Below are 19,402 nucleotides of genomic sequence, written 5' to 3'. Positions count from 1 at the left end.
ACCTTCTTTAAGAATTTAACTGTGCAATTAATTTATTATATTCTGCCTCTGCGTATTGAATAGCTTTTTTTATTGCTAGTTCAGCTTCTAATTTTCGTGCATCTAATAAATTGTCAACTGATGCTTTATCCATCGTTTTCTTAATTGTCTGTGCGGGCATTGGTTTAGCTTCGCCTGGGCGAGACGTCTGTTGCTGTACTTCCACTTTTTGCAAGATACCATTTTCGTTCTGTACGTTGAAAATTGTGTACACTATACCGCCTATGACTATTGCTGAAACCCCTACTATTAAAAGACTTGTACCTAATCCAAGCGGCGTTAATGCTGTCAATAAAGGGGTTCCCACTACTATCGTCCCCGCAGCTGCTACCCCCGCCATTATCACTGCGGCGTTCTTTTTTGCTTGATGAACCGGTGAATTTTGTTTAAAGTTTTCATACCCTTTTTTTGTTGATTGCTGAGATTGGTTAGTTGTATTACTAGAAGTTGTTGAGGAAGCCTTTTGACTAAAATCAACTTTAATCATTTCTAATTGGGGAATTTTCACTGCCTTTTTAAACTGCTCCCCTAATTCATAGCCCTTTAATTCATCTGTCATATTAACAAAATCAGCACGCGCCGCAGTAATCACCTTTTTCATAATGTTACGAATCGCATTATTTGTATCTGCATGTTCAGTAAGTAGCAACTCTTTAAAAGCCCTTTCTGAATTACTAACTTTTGTCCGTTTTAAATTTCCGAAATTTTCTTTAAAGAAATTTGAAATTTCATCTTCATATTTCTCAAAGTTCATACTAGTTCCTCCATTACCAAATTATTAATTCGCTCAAATTCATTACGATTATTAATTACTAATTGCTCTAATAATCTGCACTTATCTTCGTTTAACTCTTTTAATTCATTATAATTTTCTTCCGAAGCTTTAGTTTCACTATATAAAGATGTTAGTTGTTTTGATTGCCATTGACCGAATTGTTCAATACGCCCTTTAATTAATTGATTATTTAACATCTCGATTACTTCATTATCTATATTAAAACCGATATGTTTGTGTGCTGAACGTAAAGTGTCATGCAACTCTTCTTCTAGTGAATCTAACGCTAATTCTACTTCACTAGTTAAGTCTATAATGAAATCTTCTAATTCAAAAATTGATACGCGCTCTTCCTTACCAAACCAACTTTTAAAGAAATTCACTACACCTTTTTTTCGTTCCATCCTTGTATTTTGAGCCTTAATATACGATAAACTCCCATCAATATCTTCATGAATTTCAGATGCTGAATTCCCTTTGAATAGTTTTTCAATTTCTTGTGATAATTCTTCAATTAATTCGTCAAAGTTAAAGAAAGAAATATTAGATTGTTCAATGTCGAATTCTGTTTCAAAATGACGTTTAAAATTTTCTTCAAGCTCTTGGATTAACTCTTCACATTGCTGAATCGTAGACATAATTCCTTTTTGAATTATGTTAAAACTCATTTGGTGGTATTGCTGTTTAACATTTTCTATTTTTAAATCAATAATATTAAAATACTTATCTAAAACATCGTCGGCATTATTTTTTGTAATACCACGTTTTGATTTACGCCATTCTGAATTAAATTCTTTTCGAACTTCTTCAACAGTGTCAACTGCATCAACATGGAACAGTTGACGAAGTTTACTCATTATCGATTTTTTAGAAGAAATATCATTTAAATTATATTCAGTAAGTTCTTCAATTTTCATTTTTAACGATGAAATCTCTTTTTTAAAATGAATATTTAATTTTTCTGCTTTCTCTTTTAATTGCCCGCTATCGTCTTTAAAACGTTTTTCTTCCAATTGTAAGTGCTTTTTTAACGTTTCTACTTCAAGTTCGATTGCACGATTCAACTTTTGAAATACTTCACTAATTAAGTAGCCATTTTTTTCTTCAAAATAAATACCTAAGCTGTCATATACCGCTTGAATATTACTAATACGTTTGATTGTCGGTACATCCGATTCATTAATTGCTCGACCAGCTACTGGGAAACCGTCACCATCTACGAATTTAATCGTTTCATCTCTACGAATATCATTAATTGTAATATGACCATCTTCAAACATTTTTGTCATTAAACCAAAGTAAGATGAAACTTTAAAAATTTTAGGGGCCATTACAACACCTTCAAGTACCTTTTTTAATTCGATATATGCTTTTTCAACTTCTAATTCCGGATATTGGTCAATTTTATTTACTGCAAAGAAAATATGCTTGTCCGAATTATCTAAAGTCGTTCTTTTTGCGTTCTCAACATATTCACGAATTACTTTCATGAAGTTGATTTCACCAACTGTCGTCGGATCAATAATAAAAATTACTGCATTCACTGATTTTAAAATATTCGATGTAATTCCACTATGCGCTTCGTATTGTGCAAAAAGTCCAGGTGTATCAACTATTTCAACACCGTTCTTACATAAATCAATCGGCCAATAAACATCAACGTGACTAATTGATGCTTCCACCTCAAACTCGTCATCTTCACGATTTACAGCAGTATAACGTTTAATCTCACTTTTAAAGCCAAATAAATCTTCTTGATCTCCATCAATAATAATTTGTGAACCATCATAGTAATTAATTTCGGCACGCGGACTTTCAGCATACTTCACAGTCGTAATAGCGGCAGTCTCTACTAAAATACTTGTTGAGAGTAAATCAAAACCTAATAAACTATTAATAAATGTCGATTTTCCAGCGCTAAAAGGAGCTACTACAGCAATTTTAAATACACCATTATTTAACCGAGCTAAACTTGCTTTAATATCCGTGGAAACTAAAACTTCTTCTGATAACTCGGCTTCTTGTAACGTATTTTGAACATATTCATTTGCTTGTTCAAACTTTAGTCTTGTTGATTGAATCATACTAATTTCACTCCAATATTATTTATTACATCCGTAAATCCTGAAATATTTTCTATTTCTGCATGCCAGTCCTTAATTTTTGATTTCGGTTTTGGATACCCTTTTTTATCAAGAAAAACTAAACCTTCTATTTGATAAAGCCTATCTGTTGGAAGCTTCTTTAATTCAAAAAGTTTTTCATCGAAATAGTGAATATAAGGATTTTTTTTACTATTACCAATTAAGATTGTATTGTTTGATGGTTGTTCACTTATCTCGTCTTCTAACACATACTGTAACGAAATTACATGTTGATCTTGTTTAAGAGTTGTAAATTCATCAAGCGTTGGCGCTTTCATTAATTGGACTTTGAAAGTTTGTTGTAACTTTTCTAAAATCGTCTTTGGAACGTTATACGATACGATTGTTGGAACTTGTTCGTTTTTCCAAAATAATAAGTAAGGACTCTCATACCAAACCTGTAGCCTTTTCATCACCAATGCTTGTCCATGATAATTCAGAAAAGCTTGAAAATCATCGACACTACCAATCATAAGTTGCTTAATCGTGTGATATTCCTCTAGTAAAAAATCGTAATACATAAAACGCTCTTCTTTTTCAACAAAAGCTTTGAACGCCTTTAACGAAATCACTTCAATTTGAGGGTTCGCAATATAATTTGCTAACTGTTTGTGTAAATCGCTAACAACTAATTCGATATCAGATTTTTTTGAAATAGTTTCTTTGTTTATTAACACAAAATACATACTTTGATGATGCGCACCAAGTTGTAACAGCTGTTTAACACGTTCTTTAAGCCATGAGCTATTAGCGCTTTGTAAGCTTAATAAAAACAGTGAAAAATGTGGGGTTGAATCTACTTCACTTTGTTCATTTAAAGGCTGCCATTCATAATCGAAATCAAATTCGTCACCAATAAAATCGATGAAATCATTGGCTACTCCCATTTGTGTTGAATATAACATAATTTTCAACCTACTCATCCTCCATACATACTATTTAAATATGACTCTAATTCTAAAATACCGCTTTCTTTCTCCAAAATTTCTACACAGTCTTCTGTAAAGTTACGACCACTATAGACCTCTCCATTTTTCTTGATAGAAATTAACATATCTTTTTTCAACGTTATTAAATCTACTTCAGCATTTTTGTATAATCTCGATTTTAATCCGCTATATGCCGAAACTAAGAATATACCATCGTGTGCAACTAAATGACCCATTTTTTCGTTGAATTCTTCCATTAAACGTTGACGGTCTTTTTCTTCTTTTACTAAGTCGATTTTGTTCATTACAAAAATACATGGTTTATTATATTTTTTTTGCCACTCGATAATTTTACGTGTATACGGTTCAAAACCAAGCTGTGTCGGACTTAATAAATAAATAATTTGATCCACATCTTTGATTATACTCTCTGTAATTTCATCATGTTGAGAAAATTTCCCAAATAACCCTGGTGTATCAATCAAAGTTATATTTTTTAATGTTGGATTGTCCAATGTAACATTGATAACATGCCCCTGATTTTCATTTATTGTAGTAAGATAACCTAACCTAGATTTAAAATTGCCTATTTCCTTATACTTTTCTACAAAAAGTTGATTACCTTCCTTCATTAACCAAAATTGAGCATTATAGTTTATAGTTGTTACTTTGGCTGTCTTAACTAAAATATCCTCAGCTAGAATTTTTCGACCAAGAAGGCTATTGATCAAAGCTGATTTACCATAAGTAAAAGGGCTTACTACACATACTTTTTTAGTTTTATTAACTTTAAATATTTCTTTCTGAAAAAGCATTTTATATTTTTCGATTAAATCTGATTTTTTCTTATCTACGATTAAATATTTATGGCTTAAATATTCATCATATAATGCACTCCATATTTTAGCTTTCTTTGGCTGAAGGAATATTTTATCAAAAACATTTTTCTCCTCCAGCGTGAAATCTATAATTTGAATTTCTAAATTACTTTTCTCATTATTAGGAGTAAAATTTTTATTGAATTTTTCAATTGCAACTGAATTCATCTTAAAATTATTTGTTAAAACTAAATAATCCGCTAACCAATTTCTAATTTTTTTTCCTTGAATCCAAGTTGAAGGAATAATTATTAGTTGCAATTCACTTTCGTCATGTATATTTTTTAAAGCCAAATATGTAATGTCGTCTTGCGTAAATTTATAAACTTCATTTTTCTTAGCTACTTCATGTAAAAAACTAGTAATCATCTGGATTGAATATTTTTTTTCGGACAGCATAGCTTCTCCCTTATCTACAATTTTCATGAATATGGTACAAATTTTTAAAATACCTACTATGGCACTCAAGCTATATAAAGCATTATATTAAAGTAAAAAGTGTACCTTGCTATATTTATCAACAGTCATAAAGCTTCTTGATTCGTCTAATACCATCTATAAAATCTACCTTAAAGTCCAATGGTTGAAGTATTTCAACATACTCCCTCTGACTCAACAACCACATTTTAATCCCATTACCAAATACTTCAGCTTCAAAAATTACGCCACCATCAATCTTTTCTACAACTCTTGCTGTAGGTAATCGGTCCATTACAGCTTGTTGAGAAGGGCCAGTAAATTTAAACTTCACATTGATTAACTCACCGGGATACATAAATTGCACCCTCTTGCGAAACTCACCTTCTTGGAACCGTTCATCGTAAGGTACTTTGAATGGAATCGACGTCTGCTCAAAGTGTTCAATACGATCAATGCGATAAATGGTCGGATAGTCAAAATCTTTTCCAACTGGATAAGCGATTAAGTAAAAGTAAAATTCCGAAAACATAATGCCGACTAGTTTTACGTTTCGCTCACTTGCTCGCTCGTCAAATTCGCGTTTATAGTGCATAGTGATGACTTTCTTCGCCTGAATCGCTAATGATAGTTGCCACAACACATCAAGCAATTCCTTTTGATGAACCAACTCGACATACAAATACTTTTCATTCGCCATCATTTGCTTAATTATTGTTTGGTCTCCTTTTGTAGCAAGATGAGTTAGTTTATTAATTAAGCTGTCCATCTCACCTTTAGGAAATGCTCTAGATTCAATTAAGACTTTTAGGATAGCGAAAATCTCTTCATTTCTTAGCCAGCTTGGTGTCTTCGTTTCTAAAACATAACCTTTTTTCGAATGATCGTAATCGACATATTCATTGCTTTTTTCTAATTCGAGAAAGTTACGGATGCATCCAATATCTCGCTGAATCGACTTTTCACTTATTTGGAACCGCGCTGCTTCTTCCTTTTTAATAAGTGTTTCGCCGTTCGTAAGACGCTCATACATAGACAAAATACGATGAATTTGCGGTTCTTTTTCTTGGCTCATTGCATCACCTCGTTAAATCTATCTTACTTATGTAATTGGACATAATATGACCACTCAATAAAATAAAACTACACACCTTAACAATACCAGTATTTTCATTTTTATTATGACTTTTATACAACCATACAAGGGAGTATTATATCAGAAATATATAATAAAATGACAATCTATGGAGATAATTTAAATACTATTTCAATAATATAAATAATTGCTTTTATTGTTTTTCTACAACAATAAAAAAGAAGAACTAATTAAAACAAAGAAGAACTACATCTTTACCGCTATTGCTAGCATTAGGTGCAGTTCTTCTTATTGCCTATTATATAGATAATATTATTAAAATCCTCAATTTGCGGTTTGCAACAAGTAATCTTGTTTCCTCAAGAAACTTTACAATAAGTGGACAAGAAATTGCATACCAATAATATTTATCTAGATATGTTAACTTTAAATTTCAACCTTTGTAAACTCCATTCCCTTAACCTTCAGCTGATTAAATAAATTCGCTAATGCCGTCTCGCCTACATTGCGGTACTTGCCTAATAGTACTAGCTCTTTCGGGAAATCCTTAACATGTGAAAAACCTTGCTCTTGTAACGAGGTAAGCAGGCTTGTTTGGCCAGGGAAGTTGTCCTTCGTTAATGCAACATTTCCCAATGCTTCTGTTAAAATAGCAAAATCTGATTTGTAAAATAGCAAGACTTCCCCGCGATATTGCTCCATCAATATTTTGCGTTTTTGTTCTTCTTCAACGAATAATCGTACTTCTTCAAATAAGCATTCATCATTAGCTTCTTTAAAGCGTTTGACATGCTGGTGCATACCTTCTAATTGATATGGCAGTTCACTCATAATACGAGCTTGCTGTTCGCCATTCAAACGGATTAAAAACGTTGTCGATTTTGGGAAACGCTGTGGCAATAAAAATGCATCTCGTAAAAAATCAGGTATCTCAACAAATTGATCTTTATAGTAAATTCTGCGACTAACCTTTTGCTCGGTTACAACATTTTCTGACGTCGGTTGTTTTTGCACAAATGTCTGCATTAATGCTTCAATATGTTCGATTAAATATTCACTATCAGCCGCGCTTTTCTCAGGAACTGGCTCTATATACTCTGGCACCTCAATATCTGGTGATGCATATGTTTCGATAAACCATGTCAAAATCAAATGTTGGTACTCCCAACAAGTTAATGCTTCTCGAATTAGCATTTTACGCGTTCCATCATGACTTGCTATGTTTCCTTGTTTGCGAACGAAGTGAATCGCATTATCCGTTGTTGGGGTCACAATACCCTCATTTTTCAACTTCATTTGTAGTTCACCGAAGTTGAATTCGTTATGCTCAAGCCCTTCTAATTGTGCAACTTGACGAACTAAGGTTTCCGCCATTGTTCGCGTTGTTTGCATCGCTGCTCTAGGTGAAACAAAAAGGAGCTTTTCGATATCTTGTGTTAGCTCAGCTAAACTTGGATTAATTCCGTATAAAATTTCTTGTAATTTTTGCGACACTATTTCACACCTACCGACTTAATTTTTTCAATCAAATATGGGATTTTATCTTTATACTTATCTTTGTTTGCTAAGCGTAAAGAGTACTCTAGCTTTTTCAAATGATACATTGCTTCTTTTGGTAATTGTTCGAGTATGATGTTGTTTTTATGTAATAATAGATTCATTTCCACTTCGGATGAGTATAGCTGTACTTCTTCAAGAGCTTGTCCTGTCCAATGATAAGCACGGATTTTAAAATCATAGTCTTTATAATGTCCATGTATGATATGTCCGTCATGGCTAATTAGCTCAGCTCTAGGAGCATCACTAGCTTTAGAGCCTTTTACGTCAAAAAATCTGTATTGTGTATCGTTCGAATATTCATATTTTAATGTTGCACTTGGGTCTTGATCTTTACTTTTAACAATTGCAAAAATAAGTTCAATATTAGAGTTCACATCTTTTGAAACACGTATATCGCCAATACTAGGATCTGCCCAATTTTCGTAAATTTCATCATATGGATGACTATGATAATACGCTACAAAATCACTCGTTGTTACTAATTTTCTAGCTTCTTTAATTATGTCATTTACTTGCTCATTAACATTTACACTTGAAGCAGTTTTACTTTTTACATTTGCGACTGGAAAGGTATATTCTCCAATGACCTTTTCATTATTCTCACCAAATATTAAACCAAAGCATTCTTTTTGCTGACCTCGCTTAGGGTAATGGCTAATACAATCAAGTAGCATGGTTGTTAATGTATTGTTGATTAGTTCTAAGTGCATAAAAAATCCCTCCATTATATTTAAAATGAAAGCGTATCAGAATAAAAACATGATACGCTTTCTTAAGGTTATAGTTGATCTAATAAGCCATTTCTGCTGAAACCAATAACCAATAACCAATCTAGATATTATAGGCATGTTACTCTTCTTCCAATGAAATAAACATTGCAAAATAATTCAAATGTTGCTGCGAAATAACGATTGAACCTTCTTCTCCATTGATTTCGCATGGGATATTATAGAAATCGCCGTTATATAATTCTATTTCTTGCGGGGCTGTTTCTTGTAATAAAAAGGCCTTAGCTTCTTCAATAATAGATGTTAAATCTAACTGTTGTCCGTGCTTCATAAGTGCATGACAATTCGGGCAAAGACCTAAAATGTTGAATGGCTGATTATGCCACGCATGGCCTTCCTTGTATTCTACTAAACGATAAACTTCAATATAATATTGATTAGGTCCAATCATTAAACGAGTAGCACAAACTTGACAACGACCTCCATACTCCTGTATTAAATACTTTTTTGGATCAGATGCAGTCGTATCAACGTATTGTATATTTGACTTTATTTTTTTTGCACGTTCTCTTACTTCTTTTTGAACAGGACCCACTTTTAATTGTTCAGTTGTGCGCTCTTTTAAAATTGCTATACTTGCTAAATGCTGTTCTGGATCTGTTGCTGTTTTCCATGGTTCATAAGTAGCCGCAACTTCGTTATTTTGTTCACGTTGTAATGCATTAATTAATAAATCAGCTACGGATTGGAGATTTTCTTCAGTATTAGATTTATCAAGAGGATCTTTGACAACTGCTTTAACATCTTCAGGTGAACCTATTTTATTATTTTCTTTAGGCACTACATTTTCTTTACTTTGCTGTTCTTGTACAACAATAGATTCTTCTACTCCTAAATCTAATTCTTTAATTGATCCCGAACTATCTTTTAGATTAGTCGTTGATTTCTTAGGCTTTCTTAATGCTTGTTCCCTTTCAATGATTTCTTGATAGTAGTATTCGTAATCTCTTAGCGTACTTTTGTATGGTGCAAATTCTAGAAACGCTATCCATTGAGCAGCTATTTCAAAAATGTATAGGCCTTCTTGAACATAAAACCTTTTCTCTCTAGTATCATATAATGGCAAACTGCTATTAATTTCGAAGTCAAAAATCTTTTTATGAATTTTATTAGTATAAACAATGTTCTCTACTACTTGTTCAATACCTCCATAAGCATCAAACAAACGCTTCAATCTAGATAATTCATTAAACTCCAGCTCTTCAAACTGGAATTTAAATAGTTGAATCAATATCGTTTTTTCATCTTCCGCTAGTAATGAATAATCATCGGCTGATACTTTTCCATACTCTTCAACATTCTTCATCGAGAATTCATTTGCAATATTATTATAGATAACCTCTTTTTGAACATCACATTCGATGTGAACAATATAGTATTCTTTTTCTAAAATATATTGATAAAGATTAAAATTATTACAAACATAAAGAAGCTGTTTAGGATTATTTTGACGCTTTTTTATATTTAACTGCTCAGCTAGTAAAGTCAATTGATCCTCTTTATTTAAGTACTCATATTGGTTAATAACATAATTGATGATTTGATTTTTCTCTTCAATAGACTGGTCTTCATCTAAATAAAATCCTTCTAAACTCTCCAATAAAGGAATTATTTCCGAATCCATTGGTAGTTGTAGTTTTTCTCCCAATGACCTACCAACTGCCCCGTATTGTTGCTCTATATAGGGTGTCATTTCATTAATTTCTGCGCCTAATTTAAAATCAAAAATCGTTCTCAATTGCTGAGTATTTTTATCGATAATTCGTAACTCTGTGAGGTCAGCTTGATTGGTTGCAAGTTCATATGTGGCTTCTAGCAAATTATCCCATTGCTCAGGTGTCGCTACTCGCCATGCTTGATTAATCTCTTTTATAGAAATGTCTTCCACTTTTAATGTATCTAAATAGAAAGTGTTATATTTTTTGGGACTTTCATGCACAATATCCCAAAAATTCAATGCCTTATTTAAACCTCTAACGGATTTTAGGCGTAATGCTTTTGAAGCATTCGTTAATCGTTCGTCCTCCGTTGTTAAAGGAATAAAATAACGATCTAATCCACCCCAGAGTTCATCTTCTATAAGTAATTCCTTTTCCGATCTTTGTCTATGATAAATTGTTTTTAAAAACCCAGGTGGTGTCGGCTCGTAGTAGGCACTACTTTCAATATTCCCTATGTGATTCAAATAATTGTTTTGCCATACTTGATATAACCGTTGCTCAACTTCTACAGTTGCTTTTCCATTTTTAAATAAATCTCTAGTCGCTTGATCTAATACAACACTTTGCAAAGTAATCGAGTTTCTACTAGTATAGTCTTTTCTGTTTTTTTCTTGCCAAACTGCAAATCGATTGGGACTATAATAATTAAAATCAGAAGCTGTGTCATATTTCATTTCTTTGAAAAAAAATTGAGGACTATTAGCAATACCACATACTACCAAAAAATCTCGGATTTCCATATAATATTGGACCAATCTTTCTCCACTTTGCTCAATCTTCAACTCAGACAAATACCAATATTCCGGCAATTCTATCTCACTTAAACCTGAGTTATTATAAGCATCATCGCCACTTTTCAGTTGTAATTTGGTTGGTAGAATTACATTGGAAAGTTTTTTGATTTTCTTATTAGCTACGGGAACCTTCATCTCACGTAACTCTGACAACACTTTCAAATAACTTTCATCCTTATTTGACCTTTTAGCTCGATAGGCATCAAATACCGTAAACAAGACTTGCATACGATTATCTACAATCTCTTTAGTCCATTTTTCATATTGCTTTGTTAAATAAGGGATTTGAATAGAGCGTAAAATTGTATCTTCATTTAACTCTTCAATCTTAATTTCTTTCAATAACATTCTTAGTGCTTCATTGCGTTTTGCTATCAGCTGTTGTTCAGGATCATCTAATGAAGTAGGTTGCACCGTATAACTATAATCGATAATCGTTAGGTCGTTTATTAATTTTAAACCGTGATTTTTTCTCATACGATTTGAAATCCAGAAACATTTATTTGGCTCTTTTAATTGAGTAATAGCTCGAAACCCTTGTCTTTCAATTGGATATATCATGGCCTTCTTTATATTATTCTTCACATTACTCCAAGAATACTGTGTGCGAATTCCTGTATAAATCTTTTGATACAATTGGGTTAATAACACGTAGTCCGATACAATCTGTTCATGTAATTGCTTTCCTTCTAATATTGTTACCATCTGGGTAATATCTAGCTCGTTAATTTTATATTCTTCCCAAACTCGCTTCCAACGTAAGTTTTGTTGCCATTCCTCAACAATAAATTCCTTATAAATTCTTTTCTCTGCATGATTTAGTAAGGTCTCATCGATATTAAACATTTGATGCCACATTGTAGAAGCCTGGACTGCTTGTGAAGGTTTTTTCCAACCCGCACTAGTTTTAACCCACTCCGATTCTTTCATCAATTCAATAAAACGTTTAATTACAGGTGCTAGCTGTGAACCACCTTTATCTATAGGCATTATATCTGGTAATGATTGCTGAACTGATATATGAGAACGAATATGTAGATAAGCCTTTTGTAAAAATATAGGCAAATAATTTAATAAATATTGGTTCCATTCATTTGCCTGTGGATCATGTAATCTTTCACGGTCCGCTTTTAAATGCCCATCAACTTGTAAAAATATTGGTACTGGTAAAGTTACTTCTGTTGGTAAGTAGCAAAATAATCTGCCCTCTTCTATACCAAGGTTGTATGCATTTAGTAATACAGCCATCTTCAGTGTTCGTTTTAATGGTTGATCCGCTGTTAAACGTTCCCAACGAGACTTTACTAAGTGAGGAGAAAATTCTAGCTCATCCTCGTAAACTAAATATTGACGCTCAATACCTACTGGCTCTGCAGTTAATTTTATGAGGTCTGAGCTTTTCTGAATATTTAAAGTATATCTTTTCGTTTCATTACTTCGATAATCACTCAATATAAAATAACTCAGCTTTTGCAAAAATAAAAATGACTCCAATCTCTCCGACAACAGCTTTCTCAATTCATCCGCAATAATTTCAATGCTTTCATTTTCTTTAAAATATACTTTTAACTCCGTACCCTCTGTAAAAGATTGATTTTCAAGAATGGTAGGCACTATATATGATTCATTGTCTAGCTTAAAATGCCATGATCCACTATTTATATGAACTTCTTTTGCTAAAGCAAAGACTGATTTAAAACCAATACCTTTTTCTCCAATGAATGAATTTGCACCTAGTTTACTTGTTGTTTTTGTAGATCCACCTGTATCAGTGATTGCAAAGATATCTTGCATACTAAATCCAGATTCATTATATGAAATCGCGAAATAATCATTATAAATTTTAAAATGAATAGTTGGTTGTGTATCATAATGAGCATCATCTGCATTTTGAATAAGCTCTAATAAAAAATGCTTTCTATCTTCATAAGTAGTATCAGATAACACTTTAAGGGAATTCATATACCCCGGCACACGACTTTCAAATTCTCTCAGAATTTGTAAATACCCAAGTGCTTCGTTACCAGGACTAGCTTCAAAAAACTGTTCTTTTAACTTCTTTAATTTAGCTTCAAACTCTGCCGGATTTTGCATCTATTTATTCTCCCTTCACTACAAGATCAATTAGTCCGATTAATTGTGTTGTATATGCAATTTGTTGACTTCCCTTTAATGATACAATTTTTTCATTCGCCCTATTTTTTTCATTTTCTATTTGGCCATTCAACATCCTTAAATATCTTTCATCCTCACGCCCACTTACAAGATAATCGTTAATCATTTGTTTAAGACGATTGACACGAGTTTTACAGCCTAATTCAATTGCTTGAATACGTGTTTCAATTAATATAGTTTGCTCAAACTGAATTTCTTCGAGATAGTTCCCCATAAATTCTTCTATCGCAAACTGACCTTCAGCGATTGCTTCGTCATGTGTAAAGAAATACAGACCGAAGTTATCTATTTCTTCAACATTAGACAATTGTTTACTAAATTCTAGATAATCAACATCAACTGCTATTCCTGTTTTCTCACAAACTGGAACCATTCCAATATGGTTTAATTCTTGAACACCGCTCACCTCTATATTAAAAATAGGCATACAATAATTTCCTGATCCCATTCCGATTTCCTTTGAAGAGACAGCAAATCTAAATACACGGTATAAAGCAGACCTATTTTCTAACTCTGCTAACACAAATCGAATCCAGAAACCTGTGATAGGTATAAAAACTTCTAGTAACTCATTGTACTTACTTCCATTGAATTGAAAAACTAGTTTTTTACTCTTTAATATCAAAGCCATTTCCTCTTGATGTCCTTCATTTCCAGGCTTTCTTAAAAACGTTGTTAGCTGCTCTAATATAATAGGTGATATAGTAAATTTAAGTCGTTCATCATCTAGCCATTCAAACTCGATATTATTCATCTCGAGATAAAAAGCTGTAATCTTAGCTGCATCTCTAGGTGTTAAAAAGTCATTTTGCTTAGTAATTCCGCTAATAATCGAATTAAAGGAATCATCCCCATACAAATCATTTCTTTGTAAATCAAATTGTTCTTTTTCAAGTTTGGCCTTCTCTACAGCCAGTAACAATGTTTTCATTTTTTCCTGTTGCTGACTTTCAGTTAGTGAGCCTTTTATTAAATCCTGCTGCAAACCTTCAATTTCTTTTCCAATAATAGGTTCAAACATCCCAATGCTCTCATGGATTAAATTCACTCTTTCGTATAATAATTCATATATTCGTTCATCTACTGTATTTGCAAGATACATATTAGCTATAAACACTTTTTCAGCTTGCTGACCAAATCGATCGATACGTCCAATCCGTTGTTCAATTTTCATTGGGTTATATGGCAAATCATAATTCAGCATTGACTGACAAAACTGGAAATCCAATCCTTCACCACCGACATCACTCGCAAGTAAAATATTGAATTTCTTTTGCTTAAAATTTTCAATAATCTCATAGCGCCCTAAATGATCACGATTTTCTACTAGAGGTGTTTCCCCTGTAATCACACCAACTGAAAAACCATCAGCTTCTAAACGTTTCTTTAAATAAGCAATGGTTTTTGTAAAAAATGAGAAAATGATAATTTGCTTATTTTCTAGAACTTCAAACAAATGATTAATCGTTATAAGTAGCTGATCATATTTTGTGTCTGTGGTTAAAGCATTAATTTTTTCACAAATTTCTTGAGAACGTATCTGTAATTGTTGAGGTAATATATCATAGTGAAACATTGAGTCATCCTCTAAATCTTCAAGAGGTTCATCAAAATTCATAATTTCTGTTAAAAACCCTTTAGTTAAATATTCTTTCATTGCTGGTAAACAGCTTGTTGCCATTCTTCTTGGCAAATTAGTTACAAATCCAATTGCGCTTGGGTGACCGCCCTTTAATTGATATTGCTGTGTTGCAAACTCAATGATTTCATCGTAAATTTCGTTTTCTTCTTTTGAAAAATATATAGGAACTTTCACAACATCCCTTACCACTACTTGTTCCAAGGCTTCTTTTTTTAATGTTCTTGTAAAGCTAGCTTCTAAAGGATTAAACAACTTTAAAATTCGCTCAAACTGTGCTACTTCTTTAGGTTGAAAAGGAATATTTCCACTCAATTTATGAAGCAATTGCTGCATTTGCTCATGCTTCATAAATAAACCATTCATCTTTTTATCTATTTCTAACATTTGTAATTGCATGTACGAAAATTGCGATACATCATTTAATAGAAGATCCTGAATGAATCGATTCAATATTTTTACCGGTTCAATTAACGCTGAAAATGATTGAATATCCGGGTACAAATAAGGATTTAAAATATGCATGAGTTGAAATAAATCTTCATCTTTTAAATTTAATGGTGTTGCCGAAAGCATTATAAGCATTTCACTTAAGGTACTTATCAAATGTCCTAAACGGTTACTATTCGTTCCACTATTCCGCATATGATGCGCTTCATCTATAATTGCTAAGGACCAAATAGCTTCTTGTTGCTGACTATTTAGTTCCTCTAATAGTAATAGCATTTCTTCACTTCTTAACATTTGCATGCTAACAATATGGAACATTTGATGTGGTTGAAGCTGATTAGTTTGAATGTTTTTTAATAATAATTTAAAGGTATCCTTATTGTGCAATTGAAAAGTTAGATTAAATCTATCGCGCATTTCTTTTTGCCATTTCGGACCTAAAATATTTGGACAGATGACGATAACTGGTTTTTGCCAACGGATTTTTTTTCGTGCAAGCATTTCCGTAATAATAATGCCACTTTCTATCGTTTTACCAACCCCTACCTCATCTGCGATGAATAACCTTTCCATCGATTGACCTTGTAAAAACTTTAACAACGGCTTAAATTGAAACGGATTAAAAACTGTTTTACTATTTAAATAACTATATAGATTTCCTTCATAAGGTTTTTTTAATCGAGTCCATGTTTGAAAAACTTCATAATCACGCAAGTTACCATAACGTGCTTCATCTATTTCCTTATAAATTAACGATTCTTCGTTGATGAAAAATTCAAAAAATTTAGCTTGCATAGTTTTTATAGTTCCATCAACCAAGACTTTATATAAGTACTGTCCACGTCTTTCAATAATGTCTACGATGACACCAATCTGTTGCGTAGTAATCAATCGTACTTGACTGCCTATTTCTATCTTCAACAATTTCACTTCCTTGTTGCATACTAAAAAATCATACTATCAGCTTAATTATATAGAAATATTTACAAAAATATAAGCACGCCGACATAAATCGGCATGCTTATACAGTAAATTTCACAGATTATTCATTAATATTTTTAATGCATTAAATTCTTCCTCCGACAACGTAACACCTTTCCCCATCTTCTCACGATTTGGCGCCCATTCACGTATGTCGTATTTCGGAGCATTTCCATTCCAGCTAATACGGTTCATTTCTTTCTTCCAACCTTTTGCGGATTCAGATAATACACCAATGTGTTCAACAACTTCATATTTGATTTCAGCCATATAATAATCTCCTAAATTTTAATAAACTTGTTCAAGTTCAACTGCTTGCTTAAATGTAATACCTGTATTAATCGCAGCAAAGTGTTTTTTTCCACAGCGAATTTTTTGTAATTCTGTTTTGCGTAAATCTTCTGAAGCAGTACTTCCTTTTGTCTCCACAATAAAGTAAAGTTTCTCTTTACCGTCTTCTTCAACAGATAATGCCCAGTCAGGATTATAGTTTCCGAGTGGTGTTTTGATTTTAAAATCTGCTGGCAATTTAATATAGAACTTTACATTTGGATCTTGTTCGCACGATTCTGCAAAAGCTCGTTCAATGTTAGAGTCAACAATAACATGATCATAAGGAGAACGATTGTCTGAAACTTTCACAATGCTATCTTCATACGATTCAATCTCTTCTTGATTAAATAAGCTTTGATCGTACACTTCTTCTGTTTCTAGTTTTTCATATTTAACGCCATCAACCATCGCTAATCGCTTTGCAGCATTAATAATGCGTGCTGCCTCTAACATATACATTTGTGGATTACGTTTAAAATCATGTAACGTGCCACTTTGCTTTAAAATAGCAATTAACGTTTTACGAGTTAGCTTTGTATCTTGTTGTAACTCTGTTAAAATATCTGGTGCTTTCATATATTCACGCTGAACCGTGCTAAAGCTTGTTTTAACAGTAGTCTTTTCTTCAATTCCCGCTTCTTCAATTTTTAACTGCCTGCGCTCATATTCGAGTTTTTGAATACGTACTAGGAGTTCATCACGTAGTTTGTCTGCTGCATCTTTAATAAATTGCTCGCTATCAAAATGAATCGAATAAGTCGTTTTATATTTAATGCGTTCCCATAGTTCGATAAATGGTCCAGATAATGCCTCTTTATTTAATCGAACCGTTTCTTTTTTCGCATGATCTTTAATTTCAACTTTTTCTGTATTAAACTTCAACTCAATTGTAGCAATAACCTTCTCCGTCATATCTGGTGCAAGAACAGTATATTCTTCAGGCAGTTCAAACACTTGATCTTTAATAGCTTTCGCTAATGCAACGGTTCCTTTACCTTTTGAATCAATGTATTTTTGATCTGTCAAATATTCTACAAGCTTTTTCGAATACTCATGACCTAAAGGTTTTAGATATCCAGTAAGCTCATCTACTTCTAACACAAGAGAACTAAAGGTTTCGTTCGTGAAAATACCAAACTCCATGCCATCTTTTTCATACTCATGTTGTAAACCGCTTGCAAAGTCCTCATAACTTTCGTTTGCCATAACCGTTAATGTATTTACTTCGAATCCATGTACACGCTCACCATTTTGATTAACAGCTATGCGGAGACCTCGACCGATTTTTTGGCGCTTCGTAAGTTCATCTTTCGAATCAATTAACGTACAAATTTGGAAGACGTTTGGGTTGTCCCATCCTTCTTTTAAGGCTGAGTGTGAGAAAATAAAACGCAATTTATGAGCTGTTTTCGTCTTCCCTTTTTCTTCATCATACATCGTCAGTAAATCTTCTTTGTCTTTCATGATGATTTGGAAAGCACTTTCATCCTTTTCCCCACCATTTTTAAACTTACCTTTTTTATCTATAGAGAAGTATCCGTTATGCACTTCTTCAGCTGGAATATGATAATCACGCAGTTTTCTATATTTCGGAGATTTTAATACATCCTTATATTCTTCTTCAAAAATGCGGCCATATTCCCCTAAATAAGGCTTACCTTCATCATCATATTTTCGATAGTTCGCAACGTTATCGATAAAGAACAGACTTAATACTTTAATCCCTAATACATTTAGTTTCAGCTCTTTATTTAAGTGTTCTTCAATTGTTTTACGAATTTGACCCCGCTTTACTTCTAAATCCGCAAAGTGTGCTTGGCTTAAATAAATAATAACTGGCTCACCTGAAAACTCGATGTACTCATTATCTTTTTCAGCAGAAATGTCACGTACATACCCAATTTCTTCATAAGCAGTTAGCTTTGTCTTTTTCACTAAATCATCGTTTTTCTTTAACGAAATAGTCTTTTTCACAATGCCTGTTTTCGTTTTTTCTAAAACCTCTACGGATGCTGTAACAGAAGTCTTTGTCGCTTTAATACCTAATAATTGTAAATGAGCTTCATTACCATCAATTGTGCGCTTAACACCTGCAACTTCAATTTGCTTAACGAGTTTGTGTTGGTACGCCTCAACTGGCCCTAATTTATAGAGTAAAGGATATCCTTCTTCTTTGTGCGTTGCAGAGAAACGGAAAACGAATGACGGATTTAACGCAGCGATTGCAGCCTTAGCATTCGTCGTGTTATCTACACTTTGTGGCTCATCAATGACAACTATTGGATTCGTTTCTGCAATGTAATCTTTCGGCGAAATGCCATATAAGCTATCACGATCATTACGGTTGAAAATATTATCTTCACTATTGAAGGCTTGAATATTAATAACCATAATTTCTACATCATCGCTAGAGGCAAACGCCTGCACGTCATTTAATTTAGAACTATCATACATAAATGCGCGGTATACTACCCCTTGCATTTGTGTCTTAAAATAATCTTTTGTCATTTGTAACGTCTTCATGACACCTTCTTTAATAGCTACAGAAGGTACAACTGATGTTAGTCTAAATTATGGACACAGTGAATTGGGAGTTTATAAAGTATAATAATCTTAACAATTTACTAGGAGTGTCTAAGATGACAAAACGAAAAAGTTATGACAAAGAATTTAAATTAGAGGC

At 32.8% G+C, this 19,402-nt stretch carries 11 protein-coding genes; all 11 read right to left on the bottom strand.

Annotation, left to right across the window (positions count from 1 at the left end):
- Positions 1-7 precede the first annotated feature (7 nt).
- The 11 genes from C9J37_RS06560 to C9J37_RS06510 all read right to left on the bottom strand — a co-directional run bounded on the left by C9J37_RS06560 (position 8) and on the right by C9J37_RS06510 (position 19,242).
- Complete coding sequence (locus C9J37_RS06560) at positions 8-793, bottom strand: hypothetical protein (RefSeq protein WP_107894738.1); 786 nt, start codon at positions 791-793, stop codon at positions 8-10.
- Positions 790-2,898 carry a dynamin family protein gene (locus C9J37_RS06555; protein ID WP_107894737.1) on the bottom strand — a complete coding sequence of 703 codons (2,109 nt, stop codon included), beginning with the start codon at positions 2,896-2,898 and terminating at the stop codon, positions 790-792. The genes C9J37_RS06560 and C9J37_RS06555 overlap by 4 nt, the downstream gene beginning before the upstream one ends.
- A complete protein-coding gene (locus tag C9J37_RS06550; protein ID WP_107894736.1) occupies positions 2,895-3,872 on the bottom strand; it encodes a hypothetical protein in 978 nt (325 codons plus the stop codon). Before C9J37_RS06550 ends, C9J37_RS06555 begins: the two co-directional genes overlap by 4 nt.
- 5 nt (positions 3,873-3,877) lie before the next feature.
- Entirely contained in the window at positions 3,878-5,191 is a 1,314-nt protein-coding gene (locus C9J37_RS06545; RefSeq protein WP_107894735.1) for a dynamin family protein, read from the bottom strand.
- Positions 5,192-5,282: 91 nt separating this feature from the next.
- The gene (locus C9J37_RS06540; RefSeq protein WP_107894734.1) at positions 5,283-6,257 is read right to left on the bottom strand and encodes a helix-turn-helix transcriptional regulator; all 975 of its coding nucleotides are present in this window, start codon (positions 6,255-6,257) and stop codon (positions 5,283-5,285) included.
- Positions 6,258-6,704: 447 nt separating this feature from the next.
- A complete protein-coding gene (locus C9J37_RS06535) occupies positions 6,705-7,772 on the bottom strand; it encodes a DUF4145 domain-containing protein (RefSeq protein ID WP_107894733.1) in 1,068 nt (355 codons plus the stop codon).
- Positions 7,772-8,548, bottom strand: a complete 777-nt coding sequence (locus C9J37_RS06530; RefSeq protein ID WP_167397266.1) for an MPN domain-containing protein — start codon at positions 8,546-8,548, stop codon at positions 7,772-7,774. The genes C9J37_RS06535 and C9J37_RS06530 overlap by 1 nt, the downstream gene beginning before the upstream one ends.
- 139 nt (positions 8,549-8,687) lie before the next feature.
- Positions 8,688-13,235: a sacsin N-terminal ATP-binding-like domain-containing protein gene (locus C9J37_RS06525; RefSeq protein ID WP_107894731.1), complete on the bottom strand. Its 4,548-nt coding sequence runs from the start codon at positions 13,233-13,235 to the stop codon at positions 8,688-8,690.
- Positions 13,236-13,239: 4 nt separating this feature from the next.
- Positions 13,240-16,326 (bottom strand): DEAD/DEAH box helicase, encoded by a 3,087-nt coding sequence (locus tag C9J37_RS06520; RefSeq protein WP_107894730.1) that lies wholly within the window; start codon positions 16,324-16,326, stop codon positions 13,240-13,242.
- Positions 16,327-16,440: 114 nt separating this feature from the next.
- The gene (locus tag C9J37_RS06515; RefSeq protein WP_107894729.1) at positions 16,441-16,656 is read right to left on the bottom strand and encodes a YdbC family protein; all 216 of its coding nucleotides are present in this window, start codon (positions 16,654-16,656) and stop codon (positions 16,441-16,443) included.
- 18 nt (positions 16,657-16,674) lie between these two features.
- Positions 16,675-19,242: a restriction endonuclease gene (locus tag C9J37_RS06510; RefSeq protein ID WP_201262140.1), complete on the bottom strand. Its 2,568-nt coding sequence runs from the start codon at positions 19,240-19,242 to the stop codon at positions 16,675-16,677.
- Positions 19,243-19,402: the final 160 nt, after the last annotated feature.

This window comes from Lysinibacillus mangiferihumi (genome assembly GCF_003049665.1).
Taxonomy (GTDB): domain Bacteria; phylum Bacillota; class Bacilli; order Bacillales_A; family Planococcaceae; genus Lysinibacillus; species Lysinibacillus mangiferihumi.
This window is presented reverse-complemented; position numbering and strand designations above follow the sequence as displayed.